At 69.9% G+C, this 16,108-nt stretch carries 19 protein-coding genes; 11 read left to right on the top strand and 8 right to left on the bottom strand.

The window, feature by feature from the left end; translation table 11 throughout:
• Positions 1 to 28 precede the first annotated feature (28 nt).
• The gene (locus SL103_RS06520) at positions 29 to 610 is read left to right on the top strand and encodes a TetR family transcriptional regulator (protein ID WP_069567805.1); all 582 of its coding nucleotides are present in this window, start codon (positions 29 to 31) and stop codon (positions 608 to 610) included.
• A gap of 91 nt (positions 611 to 701) precedes the next feature.
• Here SL103_RS06520 and SL103_RS06515 read toward each other — a convergent pair whose 3' ends face one another.
• The 4 genes from SL103_RS06515 to SL103_RS06500 all read right to left on the bottom strand — a co-directional run bounded on the left by SL103_RS06515 (position 702) and on the right by SL103_RS06500 (position 4,055).
• Entirely contained in the window at positions 702 to 980 is a 279-nt protein-coding gene (locus SL103_RS06515; RefSeq protein WP_069567804.1) for a DUF2087 domain-containing protein, read from the bottom strand.
• A gap of 116 nt (positions 981 to 1,096) precedes the next feature.
• On the bottom strand, positions 1,097 to 1,990 hold the full coding sequence (locus SL103_RS06510) for a D-alanyl-D-alanine carboxypeptidase family protein (RefSeq protein ID WP_069567803.1): 894 nt from the start codon (positions 1,988 to 1,990) through the stop codon (positions 1,097 to 1,099).
• Between the two features lie 185 nt (positions 1,991 to 2,175).
• Complete coding sequence (locus SL103_RS06505; RefSeq protein ID WP_069567802.1) at positions 2,176 to 2,820, bottom strand: response regulator; 645 nt, start codon at positions 2,818 to 2,820, stop codon at positions 2,176 to 2,178.
• An 8-nt stretch (positions 2,821 to 2,828) separates the two neighbouring features.
• The gene (locus SL103_RS06500) at positions 2,829 to 4,055 is read right to left on the bottom strand and encodes a sensor histidine kinase (protein ID WP_069567801.1); all 1,227 of its coding nucleotides are present in this window, start codon (positions 4,053 to 4,055) and stop codon (positions 2,829 to 2,831) included.
• A gap of 175 nt (positions 4,056 to 4,230) precedes the next feature.
• Here SL103_RS06500 and SL103_RS06495 point away from each other — a divergent pair, with 175 nt between their 5' ends.
• Entirely contained in the window at positions 4,231 to 4,725 is a 495-nt protein-coding gene (locus SL103_RS06495; protein WP_069567800.1) for a hypothetical protein, read from the top strand.
• A gap of 202 nt (positions 4,726 to 4,927) precedes the next feature.
• Here SL103_RS06495 and SL103_RS06490 read toward each other — a convergent pair whose 3' ends face one another.
• Together SL103_RS06490 and SL103_RS06485 are read right to left on the bottom strand one after the other, a co-directional pair.
• Positions 4,928 to 5,335, bottom strand: a complete 408-nt coding sequence (locus SL103_RS06490; protein WP_244303853.1) for a VanZ family protein — start codon at positions 5,333 to 5,335, stop codon at positions 4,928 to 4,930.
• Between the two features lie 522 nt (positions 5,336 to 5,857).
• Positions 5,858 to 7,240 carry a glycine--tRNA ligase gene (locus SL103_RS06485; RefSeq protein ID WP_069567798.1) on the bottom strand — a complete coding sequence of 461 codons (1,383 nt, stop codon included), beginning with the start codon at positions 7,238 to 7,240 and terminating at the stop codon, positions 5,858 to 5,860.
• Positions 7,241 to 7,449: 209 nt separating this feature from the next.
• Between SL103_RS06485 and SL103_RS06480 the strand changes: the two genes are divergently transcribed.
• From SL103_RS06480 to SL103_RS06465, 4 genes are all read left to right on the top strand, one after another.
• Complete coding sequence (locus SL103_RS06480; RefSeq protein WP_069567797.1) at positions 7,450 to 8,412, top strand: metal ABC transporter substrate-binding protein; 963 nt, start codon at positions 7,450 to 7,452, stop codon at positions 8,410 to 8,412.
• A 38-nt stretch (positions 8,413 to 8,450) separates the two neighbouring features.
• Positions 8,451 to 9,218 carry a metal ABC transporter ATP-binding protein gene (locus tag SL103_RS06475; RefSeq protein ID WP_099055387.1) on the top strand — a complete coding sequence of 256 codons (768 nt, stop codon included), beginning with the start codon at positions 8,451 to 8,453 and terminating at the stop codon, positions 9,216 to 9,218.
• A gap of 14 nt (positions 9,219 to 9,232) precedes the next feature.
• Positions 9,233 to 10,132, top strand: coding sequence for a metal ABC transporter permease (locus tag SL103_RS06470; protein ID WP_069567795.1), 900 nt, complete (start codon positions 9,233 to 9,235; stop codon positions 10,130 to 10,132).
• Between the two features lie 127 nt (positions 10,133 to 10,259).
• Positions 10,260 to 10,688 (top strand): Fur family transcriptional regulator, encoded by a 429-nt coding sequence (locus tag SL103_RS06465; protein WP_033265605.1) that lies wholly within the window; start codon positions 10,260 to 10,262, stop codon positions 10,686 to 10,688.
• A gap of 88 nt (positions 10,689 to 10,776) precedes the next feature.
• Here SL103_RS06465 and SL103_RS06460 read toward each other — a convergent pair whose 3' ends face one another.
• Together SL103_RS06460 and recO are read right to left on the bottom strand one after the other, a co-directional pair.
• Positions 10,777 to 11,595: an isoprenyl transferase gene (locus tag SL103_RS06460; RefSeq protein ID WP_069567794.1), complete on the bottom strand. Its 819-nt coding sequence runs from the start codon at positions 11,593 to 11,595 to the stop codon at positions 10,777 to 10,779.
• A gap of 87 nt (positions 11,596 to 11,682) precedes the next feature.
• Entirely contained in the window at positions 11,683 to 12,429 is a 747-nt protein-coding gene (gene recO / locus SL103_RS06455; protein ID WP_069573471.1) for a DNA repair protein RecO, read from the bottom strand.
• Positions 12,430 to 12,517: 88 nt separating this feature from the next.
• Here recO and SL103_RS06450 point away from each other — a divergent pair, with 88 nt between their 5' ends.
• The 5 genes from SL103_RS06450 to SL103_RS06430 all read left to right on the top strand — a co-directional run bounded on the left by SL103_RS06450 (position 12,518) and on the right by SL103_RS06430 (position 16,098).
• A complete protein-coding gene (locus SL103_RS06450) occupies positions 12,518 to 13,351 on the top strand; it encodes a helix-turn-helix domain-containing protein (RefSeq protein ID WP_069573470.1) in 834 nt (277 codons plus the stop codon).
• Positions 13,333 to 13,626 carry a DUF397 domain-containing protein gene (locus SL103_RS06445; protein ID WP_069567793.1) on the top strand — a complete coding sequence of 98 codons (294 nt, stop codon included), beginning with the start codon at positions 13,333 to 13,335 and terminating at the stop codon, positions 13,624 to 13,626. The genes SL103_RS06450 and SL103_RS06445 overlap by 19 nt, the downstream gene beginning before the upstream one ends.
• A 242-nt stretch (positions 13,627 to 13,868) precedes the next feature.
• Positions 13,869 to 15,317, top strand: coding sequence for an ATP-binding protein (locus SL103_RS06440; protein ID WP_069567792.1), 1,449 nt, complete (start codon positions 13,869 to 13,871; stop codon positions 15,315 to 15,317).
• On the top strand, positions 15,314 to 15,742 hold the full coding sequence (locus SL103_RS06435) for a roadblock/LC7 domain-containing protein (RefSeq protein WP_069567791.1): 429 nt from the start codon (positions 15,314 to 15,316) through the stop codon (positions 15,740 to 15,742). The genes SL103_RS06440 and SL103_RS06435 overlap by 4 nt, the downstream gene beginning before the upstream one ends.
• Positions 15,739 to 16,098, top strand: coding sequence for a DUF742 domain-containing protein (locus SL103_RS06430; RefSeq protein WP_069567790.1), 360 nt, complete (start codon positions 15,739 to 15,741; stop codon positions 16,096 to 16,098). The genes SL103_RS06435 and SL103_RS06430 overlap by 4 nt, the downstream gene beginning before the upstream one ends.
• Positions 16,099 to 16,108: the final 10 nt, after the last annotated feature.

Below are 16,108 nucleotides of genomic sequence, written 5' to 3'. Positions count from 1 at the left end.
GCGCTCCTCCGAAAGGCCGGCCCGCCCCATGCCCCCCGAGACGTTGACCCCCGAGCGCATCCTCGAAGCCACCGAGGAGGTGCTGCGCCGCTACGGCCCCGCCAAGGCCACGGTCGTGGATGTGGCGCGCGCCCTGGGCGTCAGCCACGGCAGCGTCTACCGCCACTTCCGTACGAAGGCGGCGCTGCGGGAGGCGGTCACGGCACGTTGGCTGGACCGGACGAGCCAGGAGCTGTCGGCCATCGTGACGGAGGACGGCCCGGCGCCGGAGCGGCTGGACCGCTGGCTGACCACCCTGTTCGAGGCCAAGCGGCACAAGGCCGGTGACGATCCCGAACTGTTCGCCACCTACATGACCTTGATCGGCGAAAGCGGCGGAGCGGTCGACCGGCACGTCACCGATCTGGAGTCGCAGCTCACGGCGATCATCGAAGCCGGGGTCAGCCAGGGCGCCTTCCACACGCCCTCGCCGGCCACCACCGCGCGCGCCGTCTTCGACGCCACCGGCCGCTTCCATGACCCGTGTTACGCCGCGGAGTGGTCCCGCCCGGAGATCACCGCCGACTTCGAAGCGGTCCGCAACCTGGTCCTGCGCGGCCTCCGCGACTGAGGCGCCTTCCCGGCGTCAGGGCGAGTGCCGCCCTCGGCAGCTTCGTGCCTGCGGTGTCCTCCTCGTGCGGCACCGGCGCTCCTGGTGTGCGCTACCGGGCCCGCCGGTAGCTGCTGCCGTCCTTCGGGCGGGCCAGCAGACCCGCCACCACCAGGTACCGCCGCAGCGCCGAACAGTCCTCGTGCACGGTCAACAGCGCCTCGTTGACCTCACGCTCGCTGTACTCCCGGTCCCGCTCGAACAGCGTCTCCGCGAGGTGGACGAGCAACTGCTCGCGCCGGGCCGCCTTCCGTGGAATCGCCGTCAACCGCCCCTGGGAGAACAGTGCGGTCACCTCTTGCGCCCTGTCGCTTGTGCCCTGATGCGTCATGCCGCGCAGCCTCCCCCGTACGCCACCGGGCGGCAACGCATTTTCGGCGGCAGCAACGACGAAGGGCCCGCCCCTGGCCGTACGACCGAGGGCGGGCCCCACACCGGGTTTGCCGGTTACTTCTTGAAGCCGTAGTCCAGCAGCTTCTTCGCGTCGGCCGTGCGGTCGGCGACCGACGGCGCGGCGAGGACCGCGCCGATGACGGTCTTGCCGTTCCGGGTGGCGGCGAAGACCAGGCAGTACTTGGCCTCCGGACCCGAGCCGGTCTTCACGCCGATGGTGCCCGCGTAGCTGCCGAGCAGGGTGTTGGTGTTGTCCCACGTCATGTAGCGGTAGCCGCCGCTCTTCGTGGTGACCTTCTGCTTGGTCGACTTGGTGCCCACGACCGTACGGAACGTGGAGTACTTCATCGCGTTGCTGGCGAGCTTGGTCAGGTCGCGCGGCGTGGAGTAGTTCGAGCCGTGCCCGATGCCGTCGAACGAGTCGAAGTGCGTGTTCGTCAGGCCGAGGCTCTTGGCGGTGGCGTTCATCTTGCCGATGAACGACTTCACCCGCGCGCCCCGGGTGGACCCGGAGCCGAACTTGTCGGCCAGCGCGTACGCGGCGTCGCAGCCGGACGGCAGCATCAGGCCGTACAGCAGCTGGCGGACGGAGACCTTGTCGCCGACGATCAGCCGGGCCGAGGAGGCCCAGTTGTTGTTGACGATGTAGTCGCTGTACGCCTTCTGGACCGTGACCTTGGAGTCGAGGTTCAGATTCGACTGCCCGAGTACCACCCGGGCAGTCATGATCTTGGTGGTGGAGCCGGTCGAGCGACGGGTGTCCGCCGCCTTGGTGAACAGGGACTTGCCCGTGCCGTTGTTCATCACGAAACCGCCCTTGGCGGTGATCGTGGGCGTCGGGAGCGTGGCGGCCTGTGCCGGAGCGGCGAACGCCCCGGCAGTGAGGACGGCTCCAGCGGTGATGGCGACCGCAGAGACGCGACGAATGCCCTTAATGCCGGTTTTCAAATTGAATACTCCAAATACCCCTGCAGTGCGGCCCATATGAGAAAGCCGCTCGCTCATGAGACGCGTGAGAAGGGCCGATGGATGCGCCCTGGGCCGGCTTTGTTACCGGACCAATGCACTACGGCCCCGCACCACCACTCCACCGCGCCCCGCACCACCGCTCCCTCGCGCCCCGGAAGCCCGCGCTACGGCTGGTCGCCGACGCCCAGGAAGTGCAGCACCGCCAGCACCCGGCGGTGATCGGCGTCCGCCCTCGGCAGGTCCAGCTTCGCCAGGATGTTGTTGATGTGCTTGGCGACCGCGCTCTCGCTGACCACCAGCCCGGCGGCGATCCCCGCGTTGGAACGCCCCTCGGCCATCAGCGCGAGCACCTCCCGCTCGCGGGCCGTCAGCCGCTCCAGCGGGTCACTCGGCCGCCGCACCAGCAGCTGCGCGACGACCTGCGGGTCCAGCGCGGTGCCACCGCCCGCCACCCTCCGCAGCGCCTCGATGAACTCCTCGACATCCGCGACCCGTTGCTTGAGCAGATACCCGACACCGCTGGTGTTGGTCGCGAGCAGATCGGCGGCGTAGCGCTCCTCGACGTACTGCGAGAGCAGCAATACGGCGGTCGACGGCCACCTCTGCCGGATCGTCAGGGCGGCCCGCACCCCCTCGTCGGTGAAGCCCGGCGGCATCCGCACGTCCACCACCGCGAGGTCGGGGCGGTGCTCCTCGACCGCGGCCAGCAACCCCTGCGCGTCCCCCGCCTCGGCCGCCACCTCGAAGCCGGCCATCTCCACCACCTTGACCAGCCCGATCCGCAGCAGCACGGAATCCTCGGCGATCACAGCACGCCTCACCTCGGGCACGGCAGCTCCACGCTCATCATGGTCGGTTCCCCCACGGGACTGCTCATCCGGAATGTCCCGTCCACGGACCGCACGCGCTGGGCGAGCCCCGTAAGGCCGGTTCCCCCGGACGGATCGGCGCCGCCCACCCCGTCGTCGGCGATCACCACCCGTAGTATCCCGCCCAGCCGGGTGACCGTCACCTCCGCCCGGGTCGCCTCCGGCGCATGCTTGGCCACGTTCGTCAGCGCCTCGGAGACCACGAAGTACGCCACCGCCTCGACGGACGGCGCCACCCGCTCCGACGGATCCTGCGGCAGATCCACCCGCAGCCGTACGGGCAGCGGCGCCCGGGCCGCCAGCCCCGACAGCGCCGCGTCGAGCCCCAGCTCGTCCAGGACGGCCGGATGCAGCCCGCGCACCAGCGAGTTCAACTCCTCGATCGCGTCCTTCGCCTCGCGGTGCGCCGCGTCGATCACCTCGCGCGCCTCGGGCGGCAGGTCCGTCAGCGTGGCCCTGGCCAGCCCCAGGTTCAGCGCCAGCGACACCAGCCGCTGCTGCGCCCCGTCGTGCAGGTCCCGCTCGATGCGCCGCCGTTCGGCGTCCGCGGCGTCCACGATCCCGTCGCGGCTCTCGGTGAGGTCGACCACTCGCCGCGCCAGGTCCTCGCTCGGGTCGGGCCCCAGCAGACCGGGCCCGACATGCGTCTCCAGGCGCACCAGGACCGTGGCGAGAGCGGGGGCCGCGGCGAGGGCGGCGAGTCCGGCGAGGGTGACGTAGAACCCCTGGGTGCTGTAGCCGGGGTGATCGGCCCGCCACTCCCAGGGAACCCCCCATACCCACACGTACACCGTGGCGGCGGCCACGCCGGACAACAGCAGGGCCAGCCACAGCACTTCGAGCCCGCCGAGCAGTATGCCGACCAGGAAGTGGTAGCCGTACTGCCGCTGCGGGCGCTGCCACCCCGAGCGGGGTATGTCGATCCCGAGCAGCCGCCGGAAGCGCCAGCGCTGGGCGGCGGTCAGCGCCGGCGCGGAGAACACCGCCAGTATCAGCGCGAACCCGAGGACCACCGGCACGCTGGCGTCGTGCCCCTCGATGATCTCCCACACGAGTCCGAAGATCATGAACAGCAGGAACCCGGTGAAGAGGTGCAGCGGCGCCCCGAGGGCGAGGAAGGACGCATCGCGGGTCAGGAGGGTGAGAGTGCGCCGCAACCGGGGTGGAATGGTCATGATCGAACGATAGGCGGGGGCACGGAGCGGCAGCCATGAAGCTGCTGCCCGGAACGGGGGTGTAGCTGGTGCCACCCCAAGTCGGACAGTCACGTTACTGACCGTGGCCGGCCTGAACCGGAGTCTTGATCAGGAGCCCGACGGCCGGGTTCGTGACACCGGAAGAGACCTCCCCATGGCCCTGATCGCCTTCAACTCCCCTGCCGGGAACGGCCGTTGCGCGACGAAGAGCAGCGGGGCCCACCGCGGGCCGGTACACCTCGGCACGGCCCGCCGCCGGCAGGCCCGTGTCCTCACCGGCGCCGGCCTGGCCCTGCTGCCCTGGCTCGGCTACCTCGCCGGCACCCTGCCGCCCGCCGAGGCCGCGGCCTGGGTCATCCTCGACGCCCTGGAGGCGGCCGCCCTCCTCGCCGCCGGCACCCGTCTGCTGCGCGCCGACCCGCGCCACCGGGCCCCCGCGGCGGCCGCGGCGGTCCTGCTGCTCGCCGACGCCTGCATCGATCTCGCCACCGCCGCCCCCGGCGCGGAGTTCGCCACCGCCGTCGCCATGGCCGTAGCGGCGGAACTCCCCCTGGCGGCCCTGTGCGCCACGCTGGCGGCCCGCTCGACACACCGGGCGCGGACCACCCAGGGTGCGGGGTGGGACGTCGGTACGGGTTCGGGCACCTGAGACTCGGCCGAACAGAGCGCTCGCCGAGCACGCCGAGCGCGAGACGTCCCCCGAGGCGGTCGAGCAAGCCCACGCCGCCTTCGTTGCCCTCCACGCCGACGGCACGGTTCCCGACCCCCCGCCCCCCGCACCGAGGCCGAGGTCCTATCGACACCCTGAGCTACGTGTCCCTTCGTGGCAGCTTCGGGAGAACGGGGCCTAGTCAGCAGTCAACTGTGGCGCCACGGACGCGAGAGCCACGTCTGGCGAGGGCGAGAACTGCGGCGGTGCAGGAGAAGCCGATCAGTGCACCGAGGGTGTTGTTGGTGAGGTCGTTGATGTCGGCGCTGCGTCCTGATCGGGTCACGTACTGGGTGACCTCGATGGCGAGGGAGCCGAGGAATCCGAAGAGGGTGGCCTGGTACCAGCGCACCGGGAGCAGGGCCAGCAGGACGCCGGCGGGGGCGAACAGGAGCACGTTCAGCACGGCGTCCTTGATGTCCGCCGCATTGGTCAGGTCCAGTGGCTTCAGATTGAGAGCCTGGCCGCCGCCGGAGGGGGTTCCGAAGGTGGCGTAGACGACGCAGGCTGCCCAGAACCACAGCAGCCCGAGGGCCACCCGCTGCGACATCTGCCGAGGACTTCCGCGTCGGGTGGTGACCGCACAAAGGGCAACACCGCCCAGAACGCCGATAAGGAGAGCGATCGGGAAGAACATGACGAGAAGCTATCAGCCGATCATAGGAGGCTTTTTTCTCGACGAAGCGGCGGTCGGGGGCGGCACCTGGACCATCACCCCCGCGCACCTAGGGCTCGGCCGAACAGAACCCGTAGGGGTGGCGCGGCCCCCCTTCGGGGCCACAACGCGCCGCGCCGGAGGGGGTATTCCCGAAAAAGCAGCGACTCCGGGCCTTGCCAGGAAACAGCGGCGCCGGCCCCTGCCGAGAAACAGCCGTGCCGGGCCCACCCGAAAAAGCAGCGACTCCGGGCCTACCCGAAAAAGCAGCGGCTCCGGGCCTACCCGGAAAACAAGTGGTGCCGGGCCCTCCAAGGGACCCGGCACCACTCTGCTGTCCGCCCGTGGCGTCAGCGGCGTGGTCACTGCCTCAGCAGCGACCCGGCCGCGGTGTCAGCCGGCTCGGACGCGACGTCGTCAGCAGCCCAGCAGACGTCCACCCAGGTACGCCTGGATCTGGTCCAGCGACACCCGCTCCTGCTTCATCGTGTCGCGCTCGCGCACGGTGACCGCGTTGTCGTCGAGGGTGTCGAAGTCGACGGTGACGCAGAACGGCGTGCCGATCTCGTCCTGGCGGCGGTAGCGGCGGCCGATGGCGCCCGCGTCGTCGAACTCGATGTTCCAGTTCTTGCGCAGGTCGTCCGCGAGGCCCTTGGCCTTCGGGGACAGCTGCGGGTTGCGGGACAGCGGCAGCACCGCGACCTTGACCGGCGCCAGGCGCGGGTCGAGGCGCATGACCGTGCGCTTCTCCATCTTGCCCTTGGCGTTCGGCGCCTCGTCCTCGATGTAGGCGTCGAGCATGAAGGCGAGCATCGCGCGGTTCACACCGGCCGCCGGCTCGATGACGTACGGAGTCCAGCGCTCGCCGGCCTCCTGGTCGAAGTACGACAGGTCCTGGCCGGACGCCTTGGAGTGCGCGGACAGGTCGTAGTCGGTGCGGTTGGCCACGCCCTCCAGCTCGGAGAACTCGGTGCCGCCGAAGTTGAAGCGGTACTCGATGTCAGCGGTGCGCTTGGAGTAGTGCGAGAGCTTCTCGGCGGGGTGCTCGTACCAGCGGATGTTCTCCTCGCGGATGCCGAGGTCGCGGTACCAGTTCCACCGCTGCTCCATCCAGTACTCCTGCCACTGCTCGTCCTCGCCCGGCTTGACGAAGAACTCCATCTCCATCTGCTCGAACTCGCGGGTCCGGAAGATGAAGTTGCCCGGAGTGATCTCGTTCCGGAAGGACTTGCCCATCTGCGCGATGCCGAACGGCGGCTTCTTGCGCGAGGTCTGCTGGACCTGGGCGAAGTTGGTGAAGATGCCCTGCGCGGTCTCGGGGCGCAGGTAGGCGACCGAGGCGGTGTCCTGCGAGGGGCCGAGGTGGGTGGAGAGCAGGCCGGAGAACTGCTTGGGCTCGGTGAAGCCGCCCTTGTTGCCGCAGTGCGGGCAGTTGACGTCGGCGAGGCCGTTCTCGGGCAGCTTGCCGTGCTTGGCCTCGTACGCCTCTTCCAGGTGGTCGGCGCGGAAGCGCTTGTGGCAGGAGGTGCACTCGGTGAGCGGGTCGGTGAAGGTGGCGACGTGGCCGGACGCCTGCCACACCTCGGGAGCCAGGATCACCGACGAGTCGATGCCCACGACGTCCTCGCGCGAGGTGACCATGGCACGCCACCACTGACGCTTGATGTTCTCCTTGAGCTCGACACCCAGCGGGCCGTAATCCCAGGCAGCCCGAGAGCCGCCGTAGATCTCACTGCAGGGGTATACGAAGCCACGGCGCTTGCTCAGGCTGACGATGGTATCGATCTTGTCGGCGGCCACGGTGCTCTCTTCATTACGACGACGAACGATGGATGGCAGCGCCCTCACACCTCGACGGGGGGTGGTGGTCGAGAGGCGGATGAGCGAATAGTTCAGGGTACCGGCGGGCGTGCCCCCCGGACCAAATCGATTCCGGGCCGCTGTCGGCCCGCTCACACCGGCCCGAGGTTTATTGACAATCGTTTCCAGGTTTGTTGAAAATGAGTGTCATGAACATACGCCGTCATCTCACCACCGCGGCCGTCGCCGGAGCCGCGGTGCTCGGCCTCGTGGCCCTCTCCGCCTGCGCCCCCACCAGTAACGGGCGCACGGAGGACGGCAAGCTGAGGGTGACAGCGTCCTTCTATCCCATGGAATTCCTCGCCGAGCAGATCGGCGGGAAGCACGTCGAGGTGACCGACCTCACCAAGCCCGGCGTCGAGCCGCACGACCTGGAGCTCACGCCGAAGCAGACCGCCCAGCTCGGGGAGTCCGGCGCGGTCGTCTACCTCAAGGGCCTGCAGCCCGCCGTGGACAACGCGGTCGCCCAGTCCGGCGTCAAGCACGTCGCCGACGCGGCCGCCCTCACCACCCTGGAGAAGCACGGCACCGAGGTCGACGGGCACCACCACACCACCGGCGACAACCACTCTCACTCGGAGTCCGAGGGCGGCAAGGACCCGCACGTCTGGCTCGACCCGGTGCGGTACGCCGAGGTCGCCCGGGGCGTCGGCAAGACCCTCGCGCAGGCCGACCCGGGCCACCGGGCCGAGTACCGGAAGAACACCGACACCCTGGTCAAGAAGCTGAACGGCCTGGACAAGGAGTTCCGGGACGGGCTGCGGAAGCGCTCCTCGGACACCTTCCTCACCACGCACGCCGCCTTCGGCTACCTCGCCGAGCGCTACGGCCTGACCGAGGAGGCCATCAGCGGCCTCGACCCCGAGGCCGAGCCCAGCGCCCACCGCATCAAGGACCTGCACGACCTCGCCGCCGGGCACCACGTCTCCACGGTCTTCTTCGAGACGATCGCCAACCCGGCCACCGCCAGGACCCTGGCCGGCGACCTGCACCTGAAGACCGACGTGCTCGACCCCCTGGAGGGGATCACCGGCACCTCGCGCGGCAAGGACTACTTCGGCGTGCAGCGCGCCAACCTCGCCGCGCTGCAGAAGGCGCTCGGCACCGAATGACGGACATCGCACACCCGCAGCACGCAACGGAGGTCCCCATGAACCAGCCGGTCATCGACCTGCGCGCCGCCACCGCCGCCCTGGGCGCCCGCCCCGTGCTGCGCGGCGTCGACCTCACCGTGCACAGCGGCGAGGTGGTCGCGCTGCTGGGCGCCAACGGATCGGGCAAGTCCACCGCCGTACGGTCGGTGATCGGCCAGGTCCCGCTCACCGGCGGCACGCTCTCGCTCTTCGGCACGGAGTTCCGCCGCTTCAAGGACTGGGCCCGCATCGGCTACGTCCCGCAGCGCACCACCGCGGCCGGCGGCGTCCCCGCCACCGTCCGCGAGGTCGTCACCTCCGGCCGGCTGGCCCGTACGAAGCTGGGCATCCTGCGCAGGACCGACCGGACCGCCGTGCACCACGCGCTGGAACTGGTCGGGATGGCCGACCGCGCCAAGGACTCCGTCAACGCGCTGTCCGGCGGGCAGCACCAGCGCGTACTCATAGCCCGCGCGCTGGCCGGCGAACCGGACCTGCTGATCATGGACGAGCCGATGGCCGGCGTCGACCTGGCCAGCCAGGAAGTGCTCGCCGCCGCGCTGCGCGAACAGGTCGCCCGGGGCACCACCGTGCTGCTGGTGCTGCACGAACTGGGCCCGCTGGAGCCGCTGATCGACCGCGCGGTGGTGCTGCGCGACGGCTGCGTCGTCCACGACGGCCCGCCCCCCGAGGCCGTGGGCCAGCACGCCCTGCCCGGCCACGACCACGTCCACCCGCACGCCGACGCCGCCGCGGAGCCGCTCCGCACCGGCCTGCTGAGCTAGGGGCTGCGCGACCCATGGAAATCCTCACCTACGCCTTCATGCAGCGGGCCCTGATCGCCGCCCTGATCGTCGGCATCACCGCCCCCGCCATCGGCATCTACCTCGTCCAGCGCCGCCAAGCCCTGATGGGCGACGGCATCGGCCATGTCGCCCTCACCGGCGTCGGCCTCGGCTTCCTGCTCAACACCAGCCCCGTCTGGGTCGCCACCGCCGTCGCCATCGCCGGCTCCGTCGTCATGGAGCTGATCCGCTGGTACGGCAAGACCCGCGGCGATCTCGCGCTGGCCATGCTGTTCTACGGCGGCATGGCGGGCGGCGTGATGCTGATGAACCTCTCCGACGCCGGCTCCAACGCCAACCTCGGCACCTACCTCTTCGGCTCGATCACCACCGTCTCGCCGCAGGACATGACGACGATCTACGTGCTCGCCGCCCTGGTCCTGGCGATCACGGTGGGCCTGCGCCGCCAGCTCTTCGCGGTCTGCCAGGACGAGGAGTTCGCCCGGGTGACCGGACTGCCGGTGCGGCTGCTCAACCTCCTGGTCGCGGTCACCGCCGCGGTCACCGTCACCGTCGCCATGCGCGTCGTCGGACTGCTGCTGGTCAGCGCCCTGATGGTGATCCCGGTCGCGGCCGCCCAGCAGATCAGCCGCAGCTTCGCGGTCACCTTCGCGGTGGCCGTCGCCATCGGAGTCGTGGTCACCCTCACGGGCACGGCCACCTCGTACTACGTGGACGTCCCGTCCGGCGCGACGATCGTGCTCTTCGCCATCGCCCTGTTCGTGGCCTTCACCGCGCTCGCCGCGCCGCTCGCGAAAAAGCGCGCCAAGGCTGCCGCCGGGCCCGGGGACGGGTGCACCCTGGAGGTACCCGGCGGCCGGGCCCCCGCGGACGACGTGAGCGTGGCCGGATAGCGGCGGCGGACCGGACCGGCCGGGAGATAGATGTAGGGGTAAGCGTCTCACCAGGCATCCGGTCATCACCTGGCACAATGGCGGGACGCAGCGCAGGGGGAAGTCCTGACGTCCTAGGGAGGCAACGGTGGCGACGAGCGCGGGATCTCCGGTTCGCGGCCGGTCGACGCGGCAGCGGACCGCGGTGTCCGCCGCACTCGACGAGGTCGACGAGTTCCGCAGTGCGCAGGAGCTGCACGACATGCTCAAGCACCGCGGCGACTCGGTCGGACTGACCACCGTCTACCGCACGCTGCAGTCGCTCGCCGACGCCGGCGAGGTCGACGTGCTGCGCACCAGCGACGGCGAGGCCGTCTACCGCCGGTGCAGCACCGACGATCACCACCACCACCTCGTGTGCCGGGCCTGCGGCAAGGCCGTCGAGGTCGAGGGCCCCGCGGTGGAGAAATGGGCCGACCAGATCGCCACCGAACACGGCTTCCAGGACGTCGCCCACACCATCGAGATCTTCGGGACCTGCGGCGACTGCGCCGGCCGGGCCGCCGAGAAGCAGTAGCGACCACAGCGCACGCGGAACGGGCCGCCCCGGTGACCGGGGCGGCCCGTTCCGCGTGTGCGGGCGCGTGGGGGCGCCTCCGGACGCCTTACTTGGCCGACTGTCCGTCCGGCTCCGGGGCGGCGCCGAAGCGGCGGTCCCGCTTCGCGTACTCCAGGCACGCGTCCCACAGGTTCCGGCGGTCGAAGTCCGGCCAGAGAATGTCCTGGAACACCATCTCCGCGTACGCGCTCTGCCAGATCAGGTAGTTCGAGGTCCGCTGCTCCCCGGACGGCCGGACGAAGAGGTCCACGTCCGGCATGTCCGGGTAGTACATGTACTTCGCGACGGTCTTCTCGTTCACCTTCGACGGGTCCAGCTTTCCGGCCCGTACGTCCGCCGCGATGGCCGCCGCCGCATCGGCGATCTCCGCCCGCCCGCCGTAATTCACGCAGAAGTACAGCGTCATCGCGTCATTGTTCTTGGTCTGCTCCTGGGCGATCTGGAGCTCCTGGACCACGGACTTCCACAGCTTCGGCATCCGCCCGACCCACCGGATGCGAATGCCCAGCGCGTCCATTTCGTCGCGCCGCCGCCGGATCACATCGCGGTTGAAGTTCATCAGGAACTTGACCTCGTCGGGCGACCGCTTCCAGTTCTCCGTCGAGAAGGCGTAGAGCGAAAGGTTCTTCACGCCCATCTCGATGCAGCCCTTGAGGACGTCCAGGACGACGCCCTCGCCGACCTTGTGCCCCTCGGTGCGCGGCAGTCCGCGCTCCTTGGCCCACCGGCCGTTGCCGTCCATGACCACGGCCACATGGTTGGGAACCAGCTCCCCGGGAATCTTCGGCGGCCGCGCGCCGGAGGGGTGCGGCTCGGGCGTGACGTACTCGCGTCGGTTACGGCCCAGGATCCCGCGTCGTGCCATGCGGCCCACTTCTCCTATGTGTCGGCTTCGGTGGTTCGGTTGTGTGGCGTTGCGTGCTGCTCTGCGTACGGCTACGGACGCCTACGGCTACTGCTCGACGTACCGGAGGGAGCGCAGCCCCCGCTCCAGGTGCCAGTGCAGATACGCCGTGACCAGCCCGCTGCCCTCCCGGGCGTGACGGGCCTCGCAGGCGTCCGCGGACTCCCAGTCGCCGGTCAGCAGCGCGCTCAGGAGCCCGATCGCCTCCGAGGAGGGTACGACGCTCCCGGGCACCCGGCAGTCACCGCAGACCACCCCGCCCGACGCGACCGAGAAGAACCGGTTCGGGCCGGGCAGCCCGCACCGCGCACAGCTGTCGAAGCTCGGCGCGTAGCCGTTGACGGCGAGCGAACGCAGCAGGAAGGCGTCGAGGACCAGGTGCGGGGCGTGCTCGCCGCGGGCCAGCGTCCGCAGCCCGCCCACCAGCAGCAGATACTGCTGCACCGCCGGCTCGCCCTCGTGGTCGGTGAACCGCTCGGCGGTCTCCAGCATGGCCGTGCCGGCCGTGTAGCGGGCGTAGTCGGTGACGATCCCGCCGCCGTACGCGGCGATCGTCTCGCTCTGCGTGCACAGGGGAAGTCCGCGGCCCACGAGCTCGCTGCCGCGGGCGTAGAACTGCACGTCGACGTGCGAGAAGGGCTCCAGCCGCGCGCCGAACTTCGACTTCGTGCGCCGTACGCCGCGCGCCACGGCCCGCACCCGGCCGTGGGTACGGGTGAGCAGCGTGATGATCCGGTCCGCCTCGCCCAGCTTCTGGGTGCGCAGCACGATGCCGTCGTCGCGGAACAGACTCATGGCGCCCATTCTCGCCCATGCCCGGAGCGGGTCGGGCGGCTTCACCGTTCGCACACGCAGGGTGACGCTACGGAACTACGCTGGGCTCATGACCAACACGTCACAGCAGGTCGGCTGGGAATTCTGGGGCTCCGAACTCAAGAACCGGCGGGAGGGCGCCGGTCTGAGCCAGGAGGAACTGGGGCGGCGGCTCTTCGCGTCGCACGCGTTGATCAGCAGATTCGAGTCGGCGGAGCGCCGGCCGCGGCTGGACATGGCGATCCAGATCGACCAGGTCCTGGAAACCGACGGCTTCTTCGAGCGCCTGTGCCGGAAGCTGCTGGAGGCGTCGCCGTATGCGTCCTATTTCGCGGCGGTGGCGGAGCTGGAGCGGGTGGCTACGCGGATCTGTGAGTTCGAGTCGATGAGCGTGCCCGGATTGCTTCAGACAGCAGCCTACGCACGGGCGGTCACATTGGCGGGGAACCCTTACGCAACGGACGAGTACATCGAGGGCCTGGTTCGTGCCCGCCTGGAACGCGCAACCATCCTCAAGGGGGAGGACCGGCCTTCCTATTGGGCGGTCCTGCACGAGGCAGTGCTGCGGGTACCGGTAGGCGGCCCGACCGTCATGGCTGAGCAATTGGAACACCTTACGCAGCTCGCGCGCGAGCGGAAGATCGTGATGCAGATTTTCCCGTTTGCGGCTGGCCCATATCCGTCCATGGGGCGCATGGTGACGGTCATGGAGTTCGATGACGCTCCGCCAACCGCCTATACAGAAGGCGTGTATTCGGGGAATTTGCTGGACGAACCGGCCGTAGTGAAGCGTACTCAGCAGAGCTACGATTTGATCCGGGCCGCCGCCCTGTCACCGGAGGCGTCCCTGGCCCTGATCGAATCGGCGGCAGAGGACTACAAACGATGCGCGAGTACGACCTGAGCGACGCCCGCTGGCGCAAGAGCAGCTACAGCGACCACAACGGCGGAAGCTGCATCGAGGTCGCCGACCACTTCCCCGGCGCCGCCGCATGGCGCAAGAGCACCTACAGCGACCAAAACGGCGGAAGCTGCGTCGAGGTCTCCGACAACTTCCCCGGCCTCGTCCCCATCCGCGACAGCAAGGCGGGGGCCGACGGACCCGTCGTCGCCGTGCCCGCGTCCGCATGGTCCGCTTTCATCGGGGCCGTCAAGAACGCGCGGTTCACGACTGCCTGACCGACCTTCACCGTGCCGGCACAACAGGCACACACCGGCCCCGCCATCTGACCTGGATGACGGGGCCACATCACGTTAGTGTCCGGTCAACGCGGGCGGAAGGTGACCTTCCGTACTTCTCAGTCACCCCATGGGATCTGGCCCTCACGGCACGTCAACTCCCCGGTAGCATCCCGTGATGATCGGCAACACGACGCCGTGCAGGCCGGCCGACCCAGTCAGTACCCCACTTGAGGATCTCGATGACATCCATACCGGAGGCGCTGTTGTGGTGCCTCAGCGCAGGTACGGCCGCCGCCGTGGTCCTGGCGGCGCTCTCGATCCGGGCGAGCGGCCAGCGCAAGGCCCTCAGAGCACGTCTGACCGCCGCTGAGGAACAGAACAGCGCCACGCTCCACAGCAATACGGAGCTGTCGGCCCGGCTGCGCGCCACCGAAGCCGAGATCCGGCACCTGGCCGGGACCCGGCTCCCCGACCTCACCCTCGCCCTCGCCCACCCGCACGTGCCCGTGCGGGGTCTGCTGGACTCCCGGTTCACCGGGACCGAGACCGACCAGGCGCTGAACGGCGTACTGGAACAGGTCAGCGAGGCCATCACCAAGGAGCGGGCCCGGGTCGACGCGGCGGCGCAGTCCACCCTCCGTGGCGCCACCACCACCATCCAGGCACTGCTCTACCGGCTGCAGACGTCCCTCCAGGAGATGCAGCACCGCTACGACGACCCGAACGTCGCCCAGGACCTCCTGAACGCGGACTTCCTCAACGAGCAGGCGCTGCGGCGCATCCAGGCCACCGGTGTGGTGTGCGGAGCCTGGCCGGGACTGACCCGGGAGGACTCCTACCTCGCCGAGCTGGTGGTCGGCGCCGCCTCGCGGCTGCGCGGCTACGAGCGCGTACAGGTCAGCAACCAGCTGCGCGACCCGGTCGCGGTGGTCGCGCGTGCGGTCGAGCCGATCGCCATCACCGTCACCGAGCTGCTCGCCAACGCGCTGCACCACTCGCACCGTGAGCTGCCCGTCACCGTGACCCTCCAGCAGGGCAACCGCGGCGCCTCGGTCATCATCGACGACTACGGCGTCGGGATGCACGAGGACGAGGTCAAGGCCGCGATGGAGCTGCTGGCGAGCGACAACGACCTGCTGCTGACCCAGCTCGGTGACCCGCCGCGGTCCGGCTTCGCGGCGGCCGGCCAGCTGGTGCGCCAGTACGGCTTCGGGGTGCACATCGAGTCGTCGCCGTACGGCGGCGTGCGGGCCGTTGTCTACATCCCGGGTGACCCCCTTCTCACCCTCCTCGACGAGAGCACCCAGCCCATGTCCGTGATGGCTCCGCTGCCGCACCGTTCCGGTGCGTCCGACCGGCCCGCGGTACTCCCGACCGGAGCCACCGCCCCCGTACCCCACACCCCCACACCGCACACCCCTGCTCCGGCCGCTCCGGAGCAAGCAACGGGCACGCCCGCGCAGTCCGACGTCACGGCGGATCCCGCCGAGGGCGGACTGCCGCGCAGGCGCCGCCGGACGCCGGTGTCGGAGCAGCAGCAGAGCCTGCCGCGCACCGACCCGGTCCGTGAACGGTCCCCGGAGGAGGCGGCCTCTCGCTGGGCCGCGCTCCAGCAGGGCACCGAATCCGGCCGTGCCGCAGCCCACACAGAACCCCCTCGCAGTCCCGAAGGGAACGCCCAGCCATGAACAGCCCCACTCGCCGCCGCGTCACCGAGGACAAGTCCTGGGTGCTGGCCCCCCTCCTGGAGCTGCCGCATGTTATCCACGCAGCCGTGATCTCCGGTGACGGATTCATCGAGGGATCGTCGCCCGGCCTGAAGCGTGATGCCGCCGAAGGTGTCGCCGCCATGATGTCCGCGCTCCAGGGCGCCGGACGCGCGGTGACCGCGGCGTTCGCCGAACGGGACGACGCCCGGCTGCGCCAGACCGTCATCGAATCCGAACAGGGCTGGGTCTTCGCCATACCCGCGGGCGAGAACACCTGCCTGGCCGTCTTCGCCGGACCGGAGGTCAATATGGGAGTCGTAGCGCACCACATGCAGATCCAGGTGACGACGCTGGGCAACAAGGTCATGAACAGCCCGGCGCGGGACCTCGGCAGCAAGGCATGACCCCGCGCCAGAGCACCAGGCGCCTCGTACCGGCCTATCTGGCGACCGGCGGACGCGCCCAACCCAGCCGCAACACGTTTGACCGGCTCACGCTGCTGCACAGCGGGGGGATGCCGATCTCCAGTGAGGTACGACCGGAAGAGCACCGGATTCTGGAGCTCCTCCAGCCCGGAGCCTTGTCTCTGGCCGAGGTCGCAGCCCATCTCCACCTGCCCGTCAGTGTGGTGAAGGTGCTGGTGGCCGACCTCGTCGATGCCGGCCTCCTGCACGCCCGTGTCCCCATCCCCGAAGCCGAGCAATTCGACCGGCAGATCCTGGAGAGGGTTCTCGATGGACTCCGCTCTCTCAAGTCCTAGCAACGGTCCC

Source organism: Streptomyces lydicus (genome assembly GCF_001729485.1).
Taxonomy (GTDB): domain Bacteria; phylum Actinomycetota; class Actinomycetes; order Streptomycetales; family Streptomycetaceae; genus Streptomyces; species Streptomyces lydicus_D.
Note: the sequence above shows the minus strand (reverse complement) of the source record. Positions and strands in the feature narration are given on the sequence as shown.

Bases quoted from the DNA above. Each gene is read 5' to 3' on its own strand.
- SL103_RS06520 (WP_069567805.1), top strand. From the start codon at position 29: ATGCCCCCCGAGACGTTGACCCCCGAGCGCATCCTCGAAGCCACCGAG.
- SL103_RS06515 (WP_069567804.1), bottom strand. From the start codon at position 980: ATGACGCATCAGGGCACAAGCGACAGGGCGCAAGAGGTGACCGCACTG.
- SL103_RS06500 (WP_069567801.1), bottom strand. From the start codon at position 4,055: ATGACCATTCCACCCCGGTTGCGGCGCACTCTCACCCTCCTGACCCGC.
- SL103_RS06495 (WP_069567800.1), top strand. From the start codon at position 4,231: ATGGCCCTGATCGCCTTCAACTCCCCTGCCGGGAACGGCCGTTGCGCG.
- SL103_RS06490 (WP_244303853.1), bottom strand. From the start codon at position 5,335: ATGTCGCAGCGGGTGGCCCTCGGGCTGCTGTGGTTCTGGGCAGCCTGC.
- SL103_RS06480 (WP_069567797.1), top strand. From the start codon at position 7,450: ATGAACATACGCCGTCATCTCACCACCGCGGCCGTCGCCGGAGCCGCG.
- SL103_RS06475 (WP_099055387.1), top strand. From the start codon at position 8,451: ATGAACCAGCCGGTCATCGACCTGCGCGCCGCCACCGCCGCCCTGGGC.
- SL103_RS06470 (WP_069567795.1), top strand. From the start codon at position 9,233: ATGGAAATCCTCACCTACGCCTTCATGCAGCGGGCCCTGATCGCCGCC.
- SL103_RS06460 (WP_069567794.1), bottom strand. From the start codon at position 11,595: ATGGCACGACGCGGGATCCTGGGCCGTAACCGACGCGAGTACGTCACG.
- recO (WP_069573471.1), bottom strand. From the start codon at position 12,429: ATGAGTCTGTTCCGCGACGACGGCATCGTGCTGCGCACCCAGAAGCTG.
- SL103_RS06450 (WP_069573470.1), top strand. From the start codon at position 12,518: ATGACCAACACGTCACAGCAGGTCGGCTGGGAATTCTGGGGCTCCGAA.
- SL103_RS06445 (WP_069567793.1), top strand. From the start codon at position 13,333: ATGCGCGAGTACGACCTGAGCGACGCCCGCTGGCGCAAGAGCAGCTAC.
- SL103_RS06440 (WP_069567792.1), top strand. From the start codon at position 13,869: ATGACATCCATACCGGAGGCGCTGTTGTGGTGCCTCAGCGCAGGTACG.
- SL103_RS06435 (WP_069567791.1), top strand. From the start codon at position 15,314: ATGAACAGCCCCACTCGCCGCCGCGTCACCGAGGACAAGTCCTGGGTG.
- SL103_RS06430 (WP_069567790.1), top strand. From the start codon at position 15,739: ATGACCCCGCGCCAGAGCACCAGGCGCCTCGTACCGGCCTATCTGGCG.